At 58.7% G+C, this 16,684-nt stretch carries 19 protein-coding genes; 5 read left to right on the forward strand and 14 right to left on the reverse strand.

What is annotated here, in order from left to right; all coding sequences use genetic code 11:
* Positions 1-2 precede the first annotated feature (2 nt).
* Positions 3-803 carry a glutamate racemase gene (gene murI, locus OYW20_RS04845; RefSeq protein ID WP_268799595.1) on the forward strand — a complete coding sequence of 267 codons (801 nt, stop codon included), beginning with the start codon at positions 3-5 and terminating at the stop codon, positions 801-803.
* 117 nt (positions 804-920) lie between these two features.
* Positions 921-1,439 carry an acyloxyacyl hydrolase gene (locus OYW20_RS04850; RefSeq protein ID WP_268799596.1) on the forward strand — a complete coding sequence of 173 codons (519 nt, stop codon included), beginning with the start codon at positions 921-923 and terminating at the stop codon, positions 1,437-1,439.
* Positions 1,440-1,563: 124 nt separating this feature from the next.
* Here OYW20_RS04850 and OYW20_RS04855 read toward each other — a convergent pair whose 3' ends face one another.
* From OYW20_RS04855 to OYW20_RS04910, 12 genes are all read right to left on the reverse strand, one after another.
* Positions 1,564-1,872, reverse strand: coding sequence for a YkgJ family cysteine cluster protein (locus OYW20_RS04855; RefSeq protein ID WP_268799597.1), 309 nt, complete (start codon positions 1,870-1,872; stop codon positions 1,564-1,566).
* An 81-nt stretch (positions 1,873-1,953) separates the two neighbouring features.
* Positions 1,954-2,472: a DUF2878 domain-containing protein gene (locus tag OYW20_RS04860; protein ID WP_268799598.1), complete on the reverse strand. Its 519-nt coding sequence runs from the start codon at positions 2,470-2,472 to the stop codon at positions 1,954-1,956.
* On the reverse strand, positions 2,465-3,727 hold the full coding sequence (locus OYW20_RS04865; protein ID WP_268799599.1) for an SAM-dependent methyltransferase: 1,263 nt from the start codon (positions 3,725-3,727) through the stop codon (positions 2,465-2,467). Before OYW20_RS04865 ends, OYW20_RS04860 begins: the two co-directional genes overlap by 8 nt.
* On the reverse strand, positions 3,714-4,514 hold the full coding sequence (locus OYW20_RS04870; protein WP_268799600.1) for a DUF1365 domain-containing protein: 801 nt from the start codon (positions 4,512-4,514) through the stop codon (positions 3,714-3,716). Before OYW20_RS04870 ends, OYW20_RS04865 begins: the two co-directional genes overlap by 14 nt.
* A complete protein-coding gene (locus OYW20_RS04875) occupies positions 4,511-5,758 on the reverse strand; it encodes an NAD(P)/FAD-dependent oxidoreductase (protein ID WP_268799601.1) in 1,248 nt (415 codons plus the stop codon). Before OYW20_RS04875 ends, OYW20_RS04870 begins: the two co-directional genes overlap by 4 nt.
* Positions 5,755-6,531, reverse strand: coding sequence for an SDR family NAD(P)-dependent oxidoreductase (locus OYW20_RS04880; protein ID WP_268799602.1), 777 nt, complete (start codon positions 6,529-6,531; stop codon positions 5,755-5,757). The genes OYW20_RS04875 and OYW20_RS04880 overlap by 4 nt, the downstream gene beginning before the upstream one ends.
* On the reverse strand, positions 6,528-6,953 hold the full coding sequence (locus OYW20_RS04885; protein WP_268799603.1) for a nuclear transport factor 2 family protein: 426 nt from the start codon (positions 6,951-6,953) through the stop codon (positions 6,528-6,530). The genes OYW20_RS04880 and OYW20_RS04885 overlap by 4 nt, the downstream gene beginning before the upstream one ends.
* A complete protein-coding gene (phrB, locus tag OYW20_RS04890; protein WP_268799604.1) occupies positions 6,946-8,391 on the reverse strand; it encodes a deoxyribodipyrimidine photo-lyase in 1,446 nt (481 codons plus the stop codon). The genes OYW20_RS04885 and phrB overlap by 8 nt, the downstream gene beginning before the upstream one ends.
* Before the next feature lie 9 nt (positions 8,392-8,400).
* Entirely contained in the window at positions 8,401-9,339 is a 939-nt protein-coding gene (locus tag OYW20_RS04895; protein WP_268799605.1) for a MerR family transcriptional regulator, read from the reverse strand.
* A 3-nt stretch (positions 9,340-9,342) separates the two neighbouring features.
* Positions 9,343-10,326 carry a YbgA family protein gene (locus tag OYW20_RS04900; protein WP_268799606.1) on the reverse strand — a complete coding sequence of 328 codons (984 nt, stop codon included), beginning with the start codon at positions 10,324-10,326 and terminating at the stop codon, positions 9,343-9,345.
* Positions 10,327-10,440: 114 nt separating this feature from the next.
* Entirely contained in the window at positions 10,441-10,656 is a 216-nt protein-coding gene (locus OYW20_RS04905) for a TIGR02450 family Trp-rich protein (RefSeq protein ID WP_268799607.1), read from the reverse strand.
* Positions 10,653-11,639 carry an NAD(P)/FAD-dependent oxidoreductase gene (locus OYW20_RS04910; RefSeq protein ID WP_268799608.1) on the reverse strand — a complete coding sequence of 329 codons (987 nt, stop codon included), beginning with the start codon at positions 11,637-11,639 and terminating at the stop codon, positions 10,653-10,655. Before OYW20_RS04910 ends, OYW20_RS04905 begins: the two co-directional genes overlap by 4 nt.
* 289 nt (positions 11,640-11,928) lie before the next feature.
* On the opposite strand from OYW20_RS04910, the gene OYW20_RS04915 reads away from it, so the two are divergent.
* Positions 11,929-12,831 (forward strand): TIGR01777 family oxidoreductase, encoded by a 903-nt coding sequence (locus OYW20_RS04915; RefSeq protein WP_268799609.1) that lies wholly within the window; start codon positions 11,929-11,931, stop codon positions 12,829-12,831.
* A 14-nt stretch (positions 12,832-12,845) separates the two neighbouring features.
* Positions 12,846-13,871, forward strand: coding sequence for a ferrochelatase (gene hemH, locus OYW20_RS04920; protein ID WP_268799610.1), 1,026 nt, complete (start codon positions 12,846-12,848; stop codon positions 13,869-13,871).
* Between the two features lie 115 nt (positions 13,872-13,986).
* Here hemH and OYW20_RS04925 read toward each other — a convergent pair whose 3' ends face one another.
* Positions 13,987-15,267: a uracil-xanthine permease family protein gene (locus OYW20_RS04925; protein WP_268799611.1), complete on the reverse strand. Its 1,281-nt coding sequence runs from the start codon at positions 15,265-15,267 to the stop codon at positions 13,987-13,989.
* Complete coding sequence (upp, locus tag OYW20_RS04930; RefSeq protein ID WP_268799612.1) at positions 15,267-15,905, reverse strand: uracil phosphoribosyltransferase; 639 nt, start codon at positions 15,903-15,905, stop codon at positions 15,267-15,269. The genes OYW20_RS04925 and upp overlap by 1 nt, the downstream gene beginning before the upstream one ends.
* 196 nt (positions 15,906-16,101) lie before the next feature.
* On the opposite strand from upp, the gene OYW20_RS04935 reads away from it, so the two are divergent.
* Positions 16,102-16,659: a hypoxanthine-guanine phosphoribosyltransferase gene (locus OYW20_RS04935; RefSeq protein WP_268799613.1), complete on the forward strand. Its 558-nt coding sequence runs from the start codon at positions 16,102-16,104 to the stop codon at positions 16,657-16,659.
* Positions 16,660-16,684 lie beyond the last annotated feature (25 nt).

The raw sequence follows: 16,684 nt of genomic DNA on the forward strand, positions 1-16,684 counted from the left end.
CCGTGTCCAGGGACAACGATGCGCCAGTGGGGGTGTTTGATTCCGGTGTCGGCGGCTTGTCGGTATTGGGTGAGATTCGCAGCCTGTTGCCCAGCGAATCGCTCTTGTACGTCGCCGATTGCGGGCACATTCCCTATGGTGAGAAAACCCCTGAATTCATCCGTCAGCGTTGCGTGATCATCGCTGAGTTTTTTCGAACCCGAGGTGCGAAGGCGCTGGTGCTGGCCTGCAACACCGCCACCGTTGCAGGGGTGGCAGACCTGCGTGAGCGTTACCCCGAGTGGCCCATCGTCGGCATGGAGCCTGCGGTCAAACCCGCTGCTGCCGCGACGCGCACTGGTGTAGTCGGCGTGCTGGCAACCACCGGCACCCTGCAAAGCGCAAAATTTGCAGCCCTGCTGGATCGTTTTGCCACTGATATCCAGGTGGTAACTCAACCCTGCCCGGGGCTGGTGGAGCTGATCGAAACCGGCGACCTGACCAGCCCTCTGATCCGTCAGCTGTTGCACAGCTACGTCGAGCCACTGCTGGAGGCCGGTTGCGACACGATCATCCTGGGCTGCACGCATTACCCTTTTCTCAAACCGCTTCTGCGCGAGATGATTCCCGCTTCTATCACCTTGATCGATACCGGTGGCGCCGTTGCGCGCCAACTTCAGCGGCTGCTCGGTCAGCGTGACATGCTCGCAAGCGGTCCCCCGCAGCCAACCCAGTTTTGGACGAGTGGCGACCCAGATAACTTCAGAAACATCCTACCGGTACTATTAGAAGCGTCTGACAGTGTGCGAAGCTTCGCCTCGTGAAAAAAACGTGAAACGCGCTGTTTTCAGGCTGAACTAAATGTAAGCCGCAGACTTCTATAGCGGGTCTGTCTAGATAAAAAATTTTCTACCACTGCATTCGAAAATGGGATGTTTCAGATGAAGCGACTGTTTTGTTTGGCTGCGATTGCGGCCGCGTTACTGGGGCAGAGTGCGATTGCGCAAGCTGATGGGGTTGAGTTCTCGGTTGGGGAAACCGGGGAATCGACGATGACTTATCGTTTGGGCGCGCAGTTTGATTGGGACAAAAGCTGGTGGCAAACCGGTGTTGGCCGTCTGACCGGCTACTGGAGCGGGGCGTACACCTACTGGGAAGGCGACAAGAATTCCAGCAACAACAGCCTGTCGTTCTCCCCTGTGTTCGTTTACGAATTCTCGGGTGAAAACATTAAGCCGTATATCGAAGCGGGTATTGGCGCTGCGGTGTTTCAGCGTACAGAAGTCGAAGGCAACAAATTGGGCAGCGCGTTCCAGTTTGAAGACCGCATCGGTTTCGGTTTGCGCTTTGCCGGTGGACATGAAGTGGGCATCCGCGCCACTCACTACTCCAACGGCGGCATGACCACCAATAACGATGGTATCGAAAGCTACGCGATTCACTACACGATGCCGTTCTAAGATCTAGCATCTGAATCTGTAAGAGCACGCTTATCCGCGGATAAACACGTCAGTCGCTGAATCGGCGGCTGGCAGGCCACTTTCGGTGCCCGCGCGCTTTTACAGAAACCAGATGCTGACTGCTTCACACATAGGCCGTCGCAATCCCTTCGCGCTCGATCAGGCATTCTGGCGCACCCATCTCGAACTCCCTGCAAATCAACGGTCGTCTGTCGTAGATCGTGCACATCATCGTGTCGCGATCCAGCGCCGCACACCAGCCGTCGTCCAGACGCAGCATCACCTCTCCACCCCAATCGTCAGTATCGATAAAGCGTTCGGGCACGCCTGTGTCAGTGATCAGCATGACTTCCAGCTGGCAGCAGCACGCCGCGCAGGTTGAGCAGGTGACGACAGGTTCGGCAGGGATTTGAGTGACAGGTATCGAGTTCATGGCGGCAGTGTAAAGCAGCGCATTGCCGACCGGTGGGTTGCCTGACAGATGAACGCCAAACTACAGCCATCAAAAGCCGTGTCAGGCCGTTGTACGGGCGGTTCTGAAATAGGCGGCCAGCCAGTGCAGTAACGGAAAAACCACAGCCCAGACAGCGGCGAGTATCAGCATGCTCGGCCAGAAACCAAGTGGCAGATAGACCGCAGCCATTTTGGAGCCCGCATAATAAGAAGCTGGCCCGCCGACCGCGCCCAGCAGGCTGGCGAGCCACATCGGTTTCGCAGACCACGCCAGGCAATGCCCCATCGTGGTTGCCAGCAAGGGCCAGAGCAGTGCCAGCCACAGCGGGATCAACACGCTGGAATCACCGAAATCAAACACCCCAAGTTTGAGCAGAGCGCTGTCCAGTGCCGAGCCCAGCGCGAACACCACGATGACCAGCTTCGCCTCGGTGCGCCACGATCCTATCAGTGACAAGTGCACAGCAACGATTACCAGCACCGCCATTAGCCCGAAAACATTGCCGCCCAGTACGCAGACAAACCAGCCGAGTTGAAACAACACGGCGTTCGCAATGTTTTTGACGTTGGCGCTAAGCATCGAAACGACCCAGCAACGGCTGCGGCATTGCCTGGGGTTTTGCCAGCAGCAACTGCGCCGTGCCGATGGTGCGTTCCAGAAAACCGCCTTCGCAGTAGCACAAGTAGAACTCCCACAGCCGCAGGAAGTAATCGTCGTAGCCAAGTTCGGCCAGATAGCCGTGGGCATGACGGAAGTTGTCGTGCCACAGGCGCAACGTGCGTGCGTAGTGCAGGCCGAAATCTTCCATGTGCAGCAGGTTCATGTCGGTATCGCGACCGACGATCTCCAGCATGCCGGCAACCGAAGGCAGTGCGCCGCCTGGAAAGATATAGCGCTGGATGAAATCCACGCTGCGTTTTGCCTGCTCATGGCGCTGCTCCCGAATGGTGATCGCCTGAATCAGCATCAGGCCGTCACTTTTGAGCAGGTTCGTGCACTGCTTGAAGTACGTCGGCAGAAAGCGATGGCCGACCGCTTCGATCATCTCGATGGACACCAGCTTGTCGTATTCGCCGGTGAGGTCGCGATAATCTTCAAGCTTCAAGGTGATCTGGTCCTGAAGTCCCAGCTCGGCTACTCGTTTTTCGGTGTACGCGAACTGTTCTTTGGACAGCGTAGTGGTGGTGACTTTGCAGCCGTAATGCTGCGCCGCGTAGATCGCCATGCTGCCCCAGCCTGTGCCGATCTCCAGCAAATGATCGGTGGGTTTGAGCGCAAGCTTCTGACAGATGCGCTCAAGCTTGTTCAACTGCGCCTGCTCCAGTGTGTCGTCCGGGCTCAGGAACTGCGCAGCGGAATACATCATGGTCGGGTCGAGAAACTGCTCGAACAGGTCATTGCCCAAGTCATAGTGCGCGGCGATGTTTTTTTGCGAGCCTTGGCGCGTGTTGCGGTTGAGCCAGTGCAGCCCCTGAACGAAAGGCCGACTGACCCGTGCCAGTCCGCCTTCCAGCGCATCGAGCACTTCAAGGTTACTGACGAATACGCGAATCACGGCCGTCAGATCCGGGCTTGTCCAGTACCCGTGAATAAAGGCTTCACCGGCGCCAATGGATCCGTTGCTGGCGACCAGCCCCCAGATGGCGGAATCCTGAATATGTATCTCGCCCTGGATTTTTGCGCCAGCTGCACCGAACACACGACGTTCGTCGCCTTCGATCACAACCAGTTGACCGTGACGCAGGTGTGACAGCTGCCGTAAAACGGCGCGTCGCAAAATGCCTGCGGTGAAGCTATTGGTGCCGAGACCGGCGATAACGCTACTGCTTTTCATGGCGTCGATCCTTTTGTTGCGCGGCTGCAGTGCGAAAGGCGCCTTCGGCGGCCTGATGGGAAAAAATCGGCATGCGCTTTATGAACAGGCGCACGGCTTGCCAATAGATCGCGGCGCACGTCTTGGCCGTCATCCATGGGAAGTTCAGCAAGTGGCGATGCAGCGCCGGTCGGGTCAGCGGTTGGCGTTGCAGATTGAGCGTGGCGTCGAACACTTTCAGATCGCCCTGCCAGTCAGCCATGTGCACGCCCAGCCGCTCGCCGGGTGGGCTGAAGCTCATGCGGTACTCGAGGTCGCGCGGTAGAAACGGCGACACATGAAACGCCTTTGCTACAGCGAAATGTTGATGACCGGTGTCCGACGCGGGCAGCACGTAGTGATAGTGCTCACCCCATGGCGTGTTCGTTACCTCACAGACGATCGCTGCGAGCGAGCCGTCGCGCTCAAAACAGTAGAAAAAACTCACCGGATTGAATGACAAGCCCCAACTGCGCGCTTGTGTCAGCAGGCAAACGCGCCCCAGTGGAGATTGCCCCAGCGCGTTATTGACGATGCTGCGCACAGCGGCAGTCAAGGAGATACCGCGCCCGGTGTATTCGCGCAGGTAGTCGCCGGGTCTGAACGAAAACGGCGCAAAACGACTGGTGCCCGCCAATGGCGACAGGCCGAAGACGGCGTCCTGCTCATCCAGATCCAGGTACAGCATGCCGATGCGATAGCTGAACGCATGGGACTTGGGCGAGAACCGACGATGGCTGATCACCCCGCTGTAAAGGGCACTGTTCACAGGGACTCCCCGAACGCGGATGCCACGCGCAACGCGCTGACCACGCCGTCTTCGTGGAATCCGCTGGCCCAGTAGGCCCCGCAGTAATACGTGTGTTGCGCGCCCGATAACTCTTGCCAGCGCGCTTGGGCAGCAACGCCTTCGAGGCTGTATTGCGGGTGTGCGTAACGATACCGCGCCAGAATTTTTGCAGGATCGATGGACGGCGTCTGGTTAAGGCTGACGCAGAACGTGGTGTCGCTCGTGATGCCTTGCAGGATGTTCATGTCGTAGGTCACGGCCGCCGGTTGATCGCCCGCGCCGCCCAAACGGTAATTCCAGCTGGCCCATGCGAGCTCGCGCTGTGGCAACAAACGCGTATCGGTGTGCAGCACCACGTCATTGTCGGCGTAGGGCAGGGCGCCAAGAATATCCTGCTCGGCGGCACTGGGCGCGGCGAGCATCGACAGCGCCTGATCGCTATGACAGGCAAAGACCACTTTATCGAACCGCTCACTACCGGCAGCGCTGTGTACTGTCACGCCATCGCTGTCTCGCTCGACACGGTGAACCGGACAATCCACGCGAATTTTCTGCTTGAACGAGGCCGTGAGCGGCGCGATGTAGGCGCTTGAACCGCCTTCGATGACGCACCACTGCGGTCGATCACTCACTGACAGCAAACCGTGGTTTTTGAAAAACCGTACAAAGAACTGCAACGGAAAGCTCAGCATGTCCGCCAGGGACATCGACCATATGGCAGCCCCCATCGGCACGATGTAATGGTCAGTGAAACGCTGGCCGTAGCCCCCGGCCTTCAGGTACGCGCCGAGTGTCGTATCGGCAGCGATGCGCTGGTTTTGCAGGTCGCTCAAGGCTTCTTTGTTGAAGCGCAGGATGTCGCGCAGCATCCCCCAGAAACTCGGCGATAGCAGGTTGCTGCGTTGCGCAAACAGGCTGTTGAGGTTGTTGCCGTTGTATTCGGTACGGGTTTTTGGATCGTTGACCGAAAAACTCATTTCGGTGGGCTTGAACGCCACCCCCAACTGCTCCAGCAAGCGAATGAAGTTCGGATACGTCCAGTCGTTGAACACGATAAAGCCGGTGTCGATGGAATGGCTTTCGCCGTTCACCGACACATCGACCGTGTGGGTATGGCCGCCGACCCAGCTTTCGGATTCAAACACGGTGATGTCGTGGTTACGGTTAAGCAGCCAGGCGCTGGTCAGGCCTGAAATCCCGCTGCCAATGATGGCGATCCTCATGATGCATTCCCGCCTTCTTTGGACGAGCGCGCCATGCGTTTGCCCAACGCCAGTTGCGCCCGGTCAGGCAGCAGCGATATCAGCTTGAGGGCCGCAATGAAAACCTTCGGGAACGCAATTTCCAGCGGGCGCCGCGACTTTTCCAGACGCTCGAAGATGTAGCGTGCGGCCTTATCCACAGGCCAGCGCATGGGCATCGGAAAGTCGTTTTTCGCCGTCAACGGCGTGTCGACGAAACCCGGGCTGACGATGGTCACGTCAATACCCTCATCCGCCAGGTCGATGCGCAGCGACTGAAGCAGGTAACGCAAGCCGGCTTTCGAAGCACCGTAGGCCTCGGAGCGAGTCAACGGCAGAAACGCGACCGAACTCGCCACGCCAACCAGATGCGGAGCATCCCCCAGGCGCAGCAGAGTCAAGGCTTCCTGAATGCAGTACGACGTGGCGATGAGGTTGGTGTGAATCACACGCTCCATCATCTGTGCGTCGAAATGTTTGGCGTCGATGTACTCACACGTTCCGGCGTTGAGAATGGCTGTGTCCAGCGCGCCCCAGCTTTTCGCGATGCTTTCGCCCATGGCGATCACTTGCGAGCTGTCCGAGACATCGCCGGGCACCACCAGCACTTGCAGCGGGAAACGCCGCTCCAGCGTTTCGAGGGGCTCCAGTGTTCTAGCGGTCAGCGCCAGGCGATGCCCCGCTTTGAGCAGTTCCTCTGCCAGTGCCAGACCAATTCCACTGCTGGCGCCGGTGAGCCAGATACGTCGCGTCATGCCAATCTCCCTTTGAGCCAGCGAATCGCCCTGCCAATTATTGGCAAGTGCTCGTAAAGCATTGCGCCAGCGTCGAAGAAATCCCGGTGCTGGAACACCTTGTTATCGCTCCACAACAGGTGCGAACAGCCTTGCACCTGAATGACCTTGCCGCTGTTGAGACGCGGATGCGAGTAGCTCATCGTCCAGCGCAGGTAGCCCTTGCCCTCGCGCACTTGATCGAATGCATGAAAGTCGAATTTCAGGTTTTGTACATTGGCGTACAGCTCGGCGAAATAGACGTGCAGATCGCTCAGGCCATTGACCTGATGAATAGGGTCTGCAAAAGCCACGTCGTAGCTGTACAGCTCGGGAAGCCGATTCAGGTTGTTCTTGTCCAGGGCCGCGAAGCGCTTGGCGAAGTCGCGCAGGAACTCACTCATGGCTCTCCTCCGCGGCTTGCAGGTGAGGCAAGGACTTGAAAGCTGCCAGCGCACGGGCTCGGCTGCTTTTGAGATCAACGATGGGCGCTGCGTAGTCGGCATCGCCAAACAGGCTGCCCTGCGAGATCGGATTGTGAATGTCCTTCTTGTTGCGTGAAGCCAGCTCAGGCACCCAGCGCTTGATGAACACACCTTGCGCGTCGAACCGCTCCGACTGACTCAGCGGGTTGAAAATACGGAAGTAGGGCGTCGAATCGGTCCCGGTCGATGAACTCCACTGCCAGCCGCCATTGTTCGCTGCCAAGTCTCCATCGATCAGGTGCTGCATGAAAAAGCGTTCGCCCTCACGCCAGTCGAGCAACAGGTTTTTGCTGAAAAACATTGCAACGACCATACGCAGCCGGTTGTGCATCCAGCCGGTTTCCAGCAACTGACGCATGGCGGCGTCGACAATCGGAAAGCCGGTGCGACCCTGTTTCCAGGCCTCAAGGTCTTTGGGCGACTGCCGCCACTTCACGGCTTCCGTTTCAGGTCGGAAGGCACGATGGCGCGAGACTCTCGGGAAGCCTGTCAGCACGTGTTTGTAAAACTCACGCCATAGCAGCTCGTTGATCCAGGTGACGATGCCCGCATTGCCGGTTTCGAACTCGCCCTGATTGCTGCTCAGCGCCGCGTGCAGGCATTGGCGTGGGGAGACAACGCCAGCCGCCAGGTAGGCCGAGAGCTGACTGGTGCCCGGTTTTGCCGGGAAGTCGCGCTCGTCCAGGTAGTGTTCGATCTGAGCGTCTGCGAAGGTTTCCAGGCGCTTGCGTGCCTCTTGCTCGCCGGCTGGCCAGAGTGCGCGCAATGCGTCGGATGGAGGAGCAAAGCCTTCAACCTTGTCGGGGATGTCATCACCCTCGACCTCAAGCGCTTTTTGTTTGCCCGGCAGACGAACCAGCGGCGCAACACTCTGGTGAAACCGCGTGTAACAGACTTTGCGAAACTGACTGAATACCTTGAAGTAGCTGCCAGTTTTGGTCAGCACACTGCCTGGCTTGAAAAAAAGCTGGTCGAGATGACTCTGGAAATGGATACCGGCGTCGCTCAACGCAGCGTCCACGGCGTCATCGCGGCGGCTTTCGTTGATCCCGTATTCCTCGTTGACGTGGACTTTCTCGATCCCGTGCTTCTTGCACACTTGCATCAACGCGGTCGGCGCCTTGTCCCAAGTGTCTGCGTGGACGATCAACAGCGGCACGTTAAGCGTGGCCAGTGCCGTTTTCAGCTCAACCAGATTGCGCAGCCAGAAGTCGACCTTGCAAGGCGCATCGTCATGACTCGCCCATTGCGCCGGGCTGATCATGTAAACCGCCAGCGTTGGCCCCTGCTCCATGGCAGCACAGAGGGCCGTGTTGTCGTGAACGCGCAAGTCGCTGCGCAGCCAAATCAATTGCATGTTCATTCCTTAGATTAGCCCCAGGCGCTGCAGCGCACTCTGGGCGGCAAGCGGGTCCCGGGCCAGCGTGAGCCCCGGAACCTCACTGACAGATACGGACAGTTCGGCACAATGGATGCGTACCGTTGGTCCGGTCAGCACAATCGGGCATGCAATATTGTTCAACAGGCGCGGCAACTGAGCCACGTTCAAAGACTTGCTCGAATACAGCAACACCGCACGCGGCTCGAGATACTCGCAGGCCAAGGCCAGTTCGCCTACCGGCAACGGCCAGTCGAAGACCTCCACGGGGCAATCGGCACTGCTAACCAGCCAGGCGGTCAGCCACAGGTGCGGCTCAAGCGGCAGATCCGAATGGTTGACCAGCAAGACTGGCGCGCCGCTCAGTTGCCGATTGTTGTGGTAAAGGCGAGCACCGAGTTTGCTGCGCAGCCATGAATAGAAAAATACTCGCTCCAGCTGGGCACCGAACTGACCTTGCCAACGCTGCTCGAGTGCGTCCAGCAAAGGCAACATCAATTGCTCGCACAGCGTGCGCGGCGGATACAGCGACATGGCCTGATTAAACATCTCGTCGATGCGCCGCTCGGCCAGTTCGCTGATGGCCTGTTGCAGCGTCAGTCGCAAGGCATCCCAGTCGCTTTGCGGCGCAGTCGGTTGCGGCGCGGGGTGCGAGTCGATCAGTTGCTTGACCTGACTGACGGAAACACCTCGGTTGAGCCAGGTCAGAATCGCCTGCACGCGCTGGACGTGCTCGTTGGAATACAGCCGGTGACCCTTAGGTGTGCGGTGCGGCACGATCAAGCCATAACGCCGCTCCCATGCGCGAAGGGTCACGGCGTTGACACCCGTCAGGCGCGCGATCTCCCTAATCGGCAGCCAACCGTTCTCCAGCGCGTAGGCGCTTGGCTCTTGGTCGTCGGCGGCAGGAGCAGGGGGGTTGTTCATAGATTAGATGGCGTTCCGCAGGCTGAGGTTTTCCGGATGAGGTTGCAGGTAAACCTGAAGCGCTACATAGGGATCGGGGTGTTGGCGAAAATGGTGTTTGAGCAGCGTCAAGGGCACCACCAGCGGCACGATGCCCTGGTGGTATTGGTCGATGACCGCCTGGATTTCCTGCTTGTCTTCGGTGCCGATGGTCTTGCGCAAGTAACCACACAGGTGTTGCAGCACATTGGTGTGCGTGCGGCGCGTGGCTGGCTTTTTAAGAGCGCTCATCAATTGGCTGAAGTAACCCGGGGCAATTTCCTTCGGATCGCTTTTGCCCATGGTGCCCAACAAGTTACCCAGCGCCCGGTATTGCACGGGGTCGTTGGCCATCAACTGATATTTATAGCGCGAGTGAAATTCGGTCAGGGCGCGGCGAGTGATACCGCTGTCGACCAGTGCTTGCCACGCGGCGTAGGCGTAGACGCGGGTAACAAAGTTCTCGCGCAGCACCGGATCATTCAGGCGTCCATCTTCCTCGACTGGCAGATCGGGGTGGCGATCGCAGAACGCCTTGGCATAAATACCTCGGCCACCGCCGTCGAAAGGCGCGCCGTTTTCGCGATAGACCTTGACCCGCTCCAGCCCGCAAGACGGTGACTTCTGCATAAAGATGTAGCCGCAAAGATCATCCATCTCATCGGCCATGCGCTCGCCGTATTCGGCCAGGGCCTGAGTCACGTTCATATCGCTGTCGACAGAGCCGACCGCCTGTGGCTTGTCGATATCGCCCACCAACCTGATGGCCTGGCGTGGGACGCCCATACCGATGCCCACTTCAGGGCACGCGGGGACAAAATCAAAATACTGGCTCAGTGAATCGGTACAAAGGTGAGAGAGTTTGTGCCCGCCATTGAAGCGAACTTCAACACCCATCAGGCAGGCGCTGATGCCGAGTTTCGGCTTGGAGATCGAGGGGGCATGCAGTCTGTGTGCGGGCGTGGACATGGCAAAACCTCTGAGAACTGCTTGTACAGGATGTTTTGGCTGTACAACCTCCGCTCATCATAGTTTTGTACTTGTACAAGTCAAATTATTTGTATAGCTATTCGCCGCTCAACACTATTTCCAGCCCATCCGCCACGACCCATCGTCCTGCAACGTCTGCCATCCCAGCCGTTGAACCCGCTTGGTCATCACGGCCTGTAACTCGATTTCCAGCACGGTGCCTTCTTCGTCGCAAAACAGCTCGGTAACCAGAAAATGTTTTTCCCGGTTCTGGGGCGCTGCGGCGGTCCATTTCGACAGCAGCAGCTTGCGCGGATTGAGCCGGTTCAATTGAGATGCTCCAACAGTCGGCGTGCTGCTTCCTGACCGCTTAGCCACGCACCTTCAACCCGTCCGGACAGGCACCAGTCTCCGCAGACATAGATGCCAAGATCCGGATCAGACAACGCGCCGATTTCTCGTGCTCCGGACGGTCGGGCATACAGCCAGCGGTGGGCGAGGGTGAACGCCGGCGCGGGCATTGCGCAGTTCATGAGTTCGGCGAACGCACCGTGCAACTGGTCGATGACCTGTTCCTTGGGCATGTCCAGATGCTGGCGACTCCAGGCGCTGGTGGCGTGCAGCACCCAAGTGTCCACGGTGCTTTCACGTCCGGGTTTACTGCGATTTCGGGCCAGCCAGTCGATAGGGCTGTCCTGCACGAAGCAGCCTTCGAGGGGCGTATTCAGAGGGGTTTCGAAGGCCAGTGCCACAGCCCAGGTCGGCTCCATTTTGACACCGGCCACTACGCCAGCGAGTTTTGGTGCGGCGGCCAGCAACGCGGTGGCCTGAGGTGCTGGCACAGCAATGATCACCTGACTGAACGGGCCGTGGCTGCGGCCATCGGCGTCCAAAAGATTCCAGTGTTCTTCACCGCGCGAGACTTCAGTGATGCGGCACGCGAACGTCACCGGCATGTCGCCGAGCATCGCGCGGGTGATGGCGCTCATGCGTGGCTTGCCCACCCAGCGCACCTGCTCGTCAGGCGACGGGCTCAGTTTTGCTCCGTGGAAGTTGTAAAGCAGCGGCTTCCATTCGGCGACGTGGCCGTCGGCTTGCCATTGCTGGACAGTGGCCGCAAATCGGCGATCTCGGGCAGTGAAATACTGCGCACCCATATCCAGCGCGCCGGCATCGCTGCGCTTGCTGGACATGCGTCCGCCACTGCCGTGGCTTTTGTCGAAAAGATGGATCGCGTGCCCGGCCGCTTGCAGTGCGCGGGCAGCGGAGAGTCCGGCGATGCCGGTTCCGATGATTGCGATAGGTACAGTCATAGGGGCCTCGTTACCTTGTCTGCACAGACTACGCCGTAGTTAAAACCTGTACAATCTCGTTTTTCGGTATAACTTGGCGTCGTTCTATAGCGAAAGGCGCAACGCCACTCGTATGGGTAGAGCTGAGTCTGGCTTCGCTCGAATGGGGCTCAACCGATCGAACGAGTCGAGCCCGCGCCGTTCTCTATAACGTGGCCTATGGTTCTATTGTTCGCGTTGTGCTGATGCGCGAACCTTGTGAAGAAATAGACTACTGATTTGCGACGAACGCCACCCGAGGAACTCTGTCATGCACATCTTGCTGACCGGCGGTACTGGATTGATAGGACGCAGACTTTGCCGGCAATGGCTCGGTCAAGGTCATCAACTGACGGTGTGGAGCCGCAAGCCCGACGACGTCGCGAAAATCTGCGGTGCCGGGGTGCGCGGTATTGCGCACCCGGACGACATCGGCACCGAGACTGTGGACGCGGTCATCAATCTGGCGGGCGCTCCCATCGCTGATCGTCCCTGGACGCGCAAGCGAAAGGCGCTCCTCTGGGACAGTCGCATTACCCTCACCGAACAGCTCATCACTTGGCTTGAGCGTCGCGCGCAAAAGCCTGGCGTGCTGATTTCCGGTTCCGCAGTCGGCTGGTACGGCGACGGCGGCGAGCGTGAGCTTGACGAAGAATCGCCCCCCGTCAATGAAGATTTCTCCAGCCGCCTGTGCATTGCCTGGGAAGAAACCGCCATGCGCGCAGAGGCGCTGGGCATCCGGGTTGTTCTGCTGCGAACCGGGCTGGTACTTGCCAACGAAGGCGGATTTCTCCAGCGTTTGCTGCCGCCCTTCAAGCTGGGCGTGGGTGGGCCGATAGGCAATGGTCGCCAATGGATGCCGTGGGTTCACATCGACGATCAAATCGCGGCCATTGATTTTCTGTTAAACCGGGAAGACGCACGAGGTCCTTATAATGCCTGCGCGCCATCACCGGTTCGTAACCACGAATTTGCCAAAACATTAGGTGCTGTTTTGCACCGGCCGTCGTTTATGCCACTGCCCGCTGTTGCACTGCGGTTGTTGATGGGCGAATTGTCGGTGCTGTTGTTGGGTGGGCAGCGCGCTCGTCCATCCCGGCTGCAGGCAGCTGGGTTCACTTTCCGATTCACCGATCTGCGCGCGGCCCTAGACAATCTGCTGAGCCGCCACTGACTTTAAGGTGTTGCATGACCGATCACGCGTTGTTGCTGGTTAACCTCGGTTCGCCGGCTTCCCCTGAGGTAGCGGATGTACGTCGCTACCTCAATCAGTTTCTGATGGACCCTTACGTGATCGATGTGCCGTGGCCGCTTCGTCGGCTGATCGTCTCGCTGATCCTTATCAGGCGCCCGGAGCAGTCGGCGCATGCCTACGCCTCAATCTGGTGGGACGGTGGCTCGCCGCTGGTCGTGCTGAGCAAGCGCTTGCAGCAGGCCATGACAAAAGAGTGGACTTCTGGCCCCGTCGAGCTTGCCATGCGTTATGGCGAGCCCTCCATCGAGACCCAGCTCAAGAAGCTCTCTGCGCAGGGCATCACAAAAATCACTCTGGCGCCGCTGTATCCGCAGTTCGCCGACAGCACCGTGACCACGGTGATCGAAGAAGCCAAGCGCGTCGTCCGCGAGCGCAAACTCAAGGTGCAGTTTTCGCTATTGCAGCCATTCTTTGATCAGCCTGAGTATCTGCAGGCGCTGGTGGACAATGTTCGCCCGCACCTGGAACAGCCGCACGATCACGTGTTGTTGAGTTTTCACGGTCTGCCGGAACGCCACCTGACCAAGCTCGACCCCACCGGAAATCATTGTTTCAAAGACGCCAATTGCTGCCAGAACGCTTCGCCTGAGGTGCTTGCCACCTGTTATCGCGCGCAGTGCCTGCGCTCAGCATCGGAGTTCGCCCGCCTGATGGGCATCCCTGAAGGCAAATGGTCGGTGTCGTTCCAGTCCCGGCTGGGCCGCGCCAAATGGATCGAACCCTACACTGAGCCGCATTTGACCGAGCTGGCCGAACAAGGCGTGAAGAAGTTGCTGGTGATGTGCCCGGCGTTTGTTGCCGACTGCATCGAGACCCTGGAGGAGATCGGTGATCGCGGGGCGGAGCATTTCAAGGAGGCGGGTGGTGAGGAGCTGGTGCTGATCCCGTGCCTCAACGACGACCCAAACTGGGCGGCAGCATTGAACAAACTGTGCGAACGAGCGCCGTTGATGTTGTGATCACATGCCCTCTGTAGCAGCGAATTCATTCGCGAAGCGGTAGTCCAGACAATGGGTTATGTCCGATTTACCGCAGTCTCGCGAATAAATTCGCTCCTACAGGTTTGGCGTGTATCTACGGCAACTGATCGTCCAGATGCTTGTTCTTCCAGGCATCGTTGCCGGGCAGGATCAGGTTCAGGACGATGGCTGTCACGGCGCACAAAGCAATGCCTTTCATGCCGAAATCGTCCGGTCCGTTGCCGGTGCCGATGAGTACGCCGCCGATTCCGAAAACCAGCGTTACCGAGACGATCACCAGATTGCGAGCTTCGGCCAGGTCAACCTTGTGGCGGATCAGCGTGTTCATGCCAACCGCCGCAATCGAGCCAAACAACAGGCAGAGAATCCCGCCCATCACCGGCACCGGAATGCTTTGCAGCAGCGCGCCGAATTTGCCAATGAACGCCAGCGTGATCGCAAAGATCGCCGCCCAGGTCATGATTTTCGGGTTGTAGTTTTTGGTCAACATCACAGCGCCTGTCACTTCGGCGTAAGTAGTGTTAGGCGGGCCGCCAAAGGCGCCGGCGACGGTGGTTGCGATGCCGTCACCGAGCAAGGTGCGATGCAGCCCGGGCTTCTTCAGGTAATCGCGCCCCGTCACGCTGCCAACGGCAATCACGCCGCCGATGTGCTCGATAGCCGGTGCCAACGCAACCGGCACGATGAACAGAATCGCCTGCCAATTGAATTCCGGCGCCGTGAAATGCGGCAGTGCCAACCAAGGTGCGGCGGCGATTTTGGCGGTGTCGACTACGCCGAAGTAGAACGACAGCGCGAACCCTACCAGCACCCCGGAAATGATCGGCACCAGACGAAAGATGCCTTTGCCGAAGACGGCAACGATCAGCGTGGTCAGCAACGCCGCCATCGAGATGATGATCGCGGTGTTATAGGGGATCAACTCCGCCGCGCCGTCGCCTGTTCTGCCCATGGCCATGTTGGCGGCAATCGGCGCCATCGCCAGACCAATGGAAATGATCACCGGCCCTATCACAACAGGCGGCAGCAGACGGTCGATGAAGCCTGTTCCTTTGATCTTCACCGCAAGGCCGAGAAAGGTGTAAACGAAGCCTGCGGCCATCACACCGCCCATCGTCGCCGCGAGGCCAAACTGACCCTTGGCAAGAATGATCGGTGTAATGAAAGCGAAGCTCGACGCCAGGAAAACCGGCACCTGACGTCCGGTAATTACCTGAAAGCACAGTGTGCCCAGCCCGGCAGTGAACAGCGCAACATTGGGATCGAGCCCGGTGATCAGCGGCATCAGCACCAGTGCACCGAAGGCCACGAACAGCATCTGTGCGCCTGACAGAATCGTGCGCCACGTTGGATCGTTGAACTCGTCCTTGCTCATCAGGCGTCCTTTTGCTTGGTGCCGAAAATTTTGTCGCCGGCATCGCCCAGGCCCGGAATGATGTAGCCGTGTTCGTTCAAGCGCTCATCAATGGACGCGGTGTAGATCATCACGTCCGGGTGCGCCGCCCCGACAGCAGCGATGCCTTCCGGTGCAGCCACCAGCACCATGGCGCGGATTTCCCGGCAGCCGGCTTTCTTGAGCAGATCTATGGCGGCGACCATAGAGCTGCCAGTGGCGAGCATCGGGTCTATGATCATCGCCAGGCGCTCGTTGATCTCCGGCACCAGCTTTTCCAGATACGTGTGCGCTTGCAGGGTTTCCTCGTTGCGGGCCAGTCCTACTGCACTGACTTTCGCGCCCGGAATCAGACTCAGCACACCATCGAGCATGCCGATACCGGCGCGCAGAATCGGCACCACGGTGATCTTCTTGCCGGCGATTTTCTCGACCTGGACAGTGCCAGCCCAACCCTGAATGTCGTAGGTTTCCAGCGGCAGGTCTGCGGTTGCTTCGTAGGTCAGCAAGGCGCCGACTTCCTGCGCCAGTTCACGGAAATTCTTGGTGCTGATATCGGCACGGCGCATCAGGCCGAGCTTGTGACGGATCAGCGGATGGCGGATCTCACGAATGGGCATAAGGGGAAAGGCTCCAGCGGCGGGCAAAAAAAACGGCTTAGATTAATCTATTCAGCGGTTAATTGTCTTACCGGTTAGGTTCGGATTTCTTACATCATTGGAACGTCCGTGCAACGTTAGTCCAGAAACGCTTGCTCTGGCTGAACCTGATGCGTACCTTTGCCCGCTTTTCTTACACAGCCCCTTGGAGAGCGCCATGTCCGCTGATCTCGAGCATATCCGTCAAATCATGCGCGAGGCTGACTGCCTGTACACGGAGGCTGAAGTCGAGGCGTCCATCGCCCGCGTCGGTCAGCACATCAACAGCGTGCTGGCAGACCGTAATCCGGTTGTCTTCTGCGTGATGAACGGCGGGCTGATCTTCGCCGGCAAGTTGCTGACGCACCTGAATTTCCCGCTGGAAGCGTCCTACCTGCATGCCACACGCTATCGTAACGAGACCAGCGGCGGCGATTTGTTCTGGAAGGCCAAGCCGGAGGTCTCGTTCATCGACCGCGACGTGCTGATCATCGATGACATTCTCGACGAAGGCCATACGCTGGGCGCGATCATCGATTTCTGTAAGCACGCTGGCGCACGTGCCGTGCACACTGCGGTGCTGATCGACAAAGACCACGACCGCAAAGCGCGACCGGACCTGAAGGCTGATTTTGTCGGCCTGCCTTGCATCGACCGTTACATCTTCGGTTACGGCATGGATTACAAAGGCTACTGGCGCAACGCGGCCGGCATCTATGCCGTGAAAGGCATGTAAAAGGCTGCTGCGTTTGTAGGCGCGC

Origin of the sequence: Pseudomonas sp. BSw22131 (assembly GCF_026810445.1) — a bacterium.
Taxonomy (GTDB): domain Bacteria; phylum Pseudomonadota; class Gammaproteobacteria; order Pseudomonadales; family Pseudomonadaceae; genus Aquipseudomonas; species Aquipseudomonas huanghezhanensis.

Coding starts and splice junctions, on each gene's coding strand:
- OYW20_RS04850 (WP_268799596.1), top strand. CDS start 921: ATGAAGCGACTGTTTTGTTTGGCTGCGATTGCGGCCGCGTTACTGGGG.
- OYW20_RS04855 (WP_268799597.1), bottom strand. CDS start 1,872: ATGAACTCGATACCTGTCACTCAAATCCCTGCCGAACCTGTCGTCACC.
- OYW20_RS04860 (WP_268799598.1), bottom strand. CDS start 2,472: ATGCTTAGCGCCAACGTCAAAAACATTGCGAACGCCGTGTTGTTTCAA.
- OYW20_RS04865 (WP_268799599.1), bottom strand. CDS start 3,727: ATGAAAAGCAGTAGCGTTATCGCCGGTCTCGGCACCAATAGCTTCACC.
- OYW20_RS04875 (WP_268799601.1), bottom strand. CDS start 5,758: ATGAGGATCGCCATCATTGGCAGCGGGATTTCAGGCCTGACCAGCGCC.
- OYW20_RS04880 (WP_268799602.1), bottom strand. CDS start 6,531: ATGACGCGACGTATCTGGCTCACCGGCGCCAGCAGTGGAATTGGTCTG.
- OYW20_RS04885 (WP_268799603.1), bottom strand. CDS start 6,953: ATGAGTGAGTTCCTGCGCGACTTCGCCAAGCGCTTCGCGGCCCTGGAC.
- phrB (WP_268799604.1), bottom strand. CDS start 8,391: ATGCAATTGATTTGGCTGCGCAGCGACTTGCGCGTTCACGACAACACG.
- OYW20_RS04895 (WP_268799605.1), bottom strand. CDS start 9,339: ATGAACAACCCCCCTGCTCCTGCCGCCGACGACCAAGAGCCAAGCGCC.
- OYW20_RS04900 (WP_268799606.1), bottom strand. CDS start 10,326: ATGTCCACGCCCGCACACAGACTGCATGCCCCCTCGATCTCCAAGCCG.
- OYW20_RS04910 (WP_268799608.1), bottom strand. CDS start 11,639: ATGACTGTACCTATCGCAATCATCGGAACCGGCATCGCCGGACTCTCC.
- OYW20_RS04915 (WP_268799609.1), top strand. CDS start 11,929: ATGCACATCTTGCTGACCGGCGGTACTGGATTGATAGGACGCAGACTT.
- hemH (WP_268799610.1), top strand. CDS start 12,846: ATGACCGATCACGCGTTGTTGCTGGTTAACCTCGGTTCGCCGGCTTCC.
- OYW20_RS04925 (WP_268799611.1), bottom strand. CDS start 15,267: ATGAGCAAGGACGAGTTCAACGATCCAACGTGGCGCACGATTCTGTCA.
- upp (WP_268799612.1), bottom strand. CDS start 15,905: ATGCCCATTCGTGAGATCCGCCATCCGCTGATCCGTCACAAGCTCGGC.
- OYW20_RS04935 (WP_268799613.1), top strand. CDS start 16,102: ATGTCCGCTGATCTCGAGCATATCCGTCAAATCATGCGCGAGGCTGAC.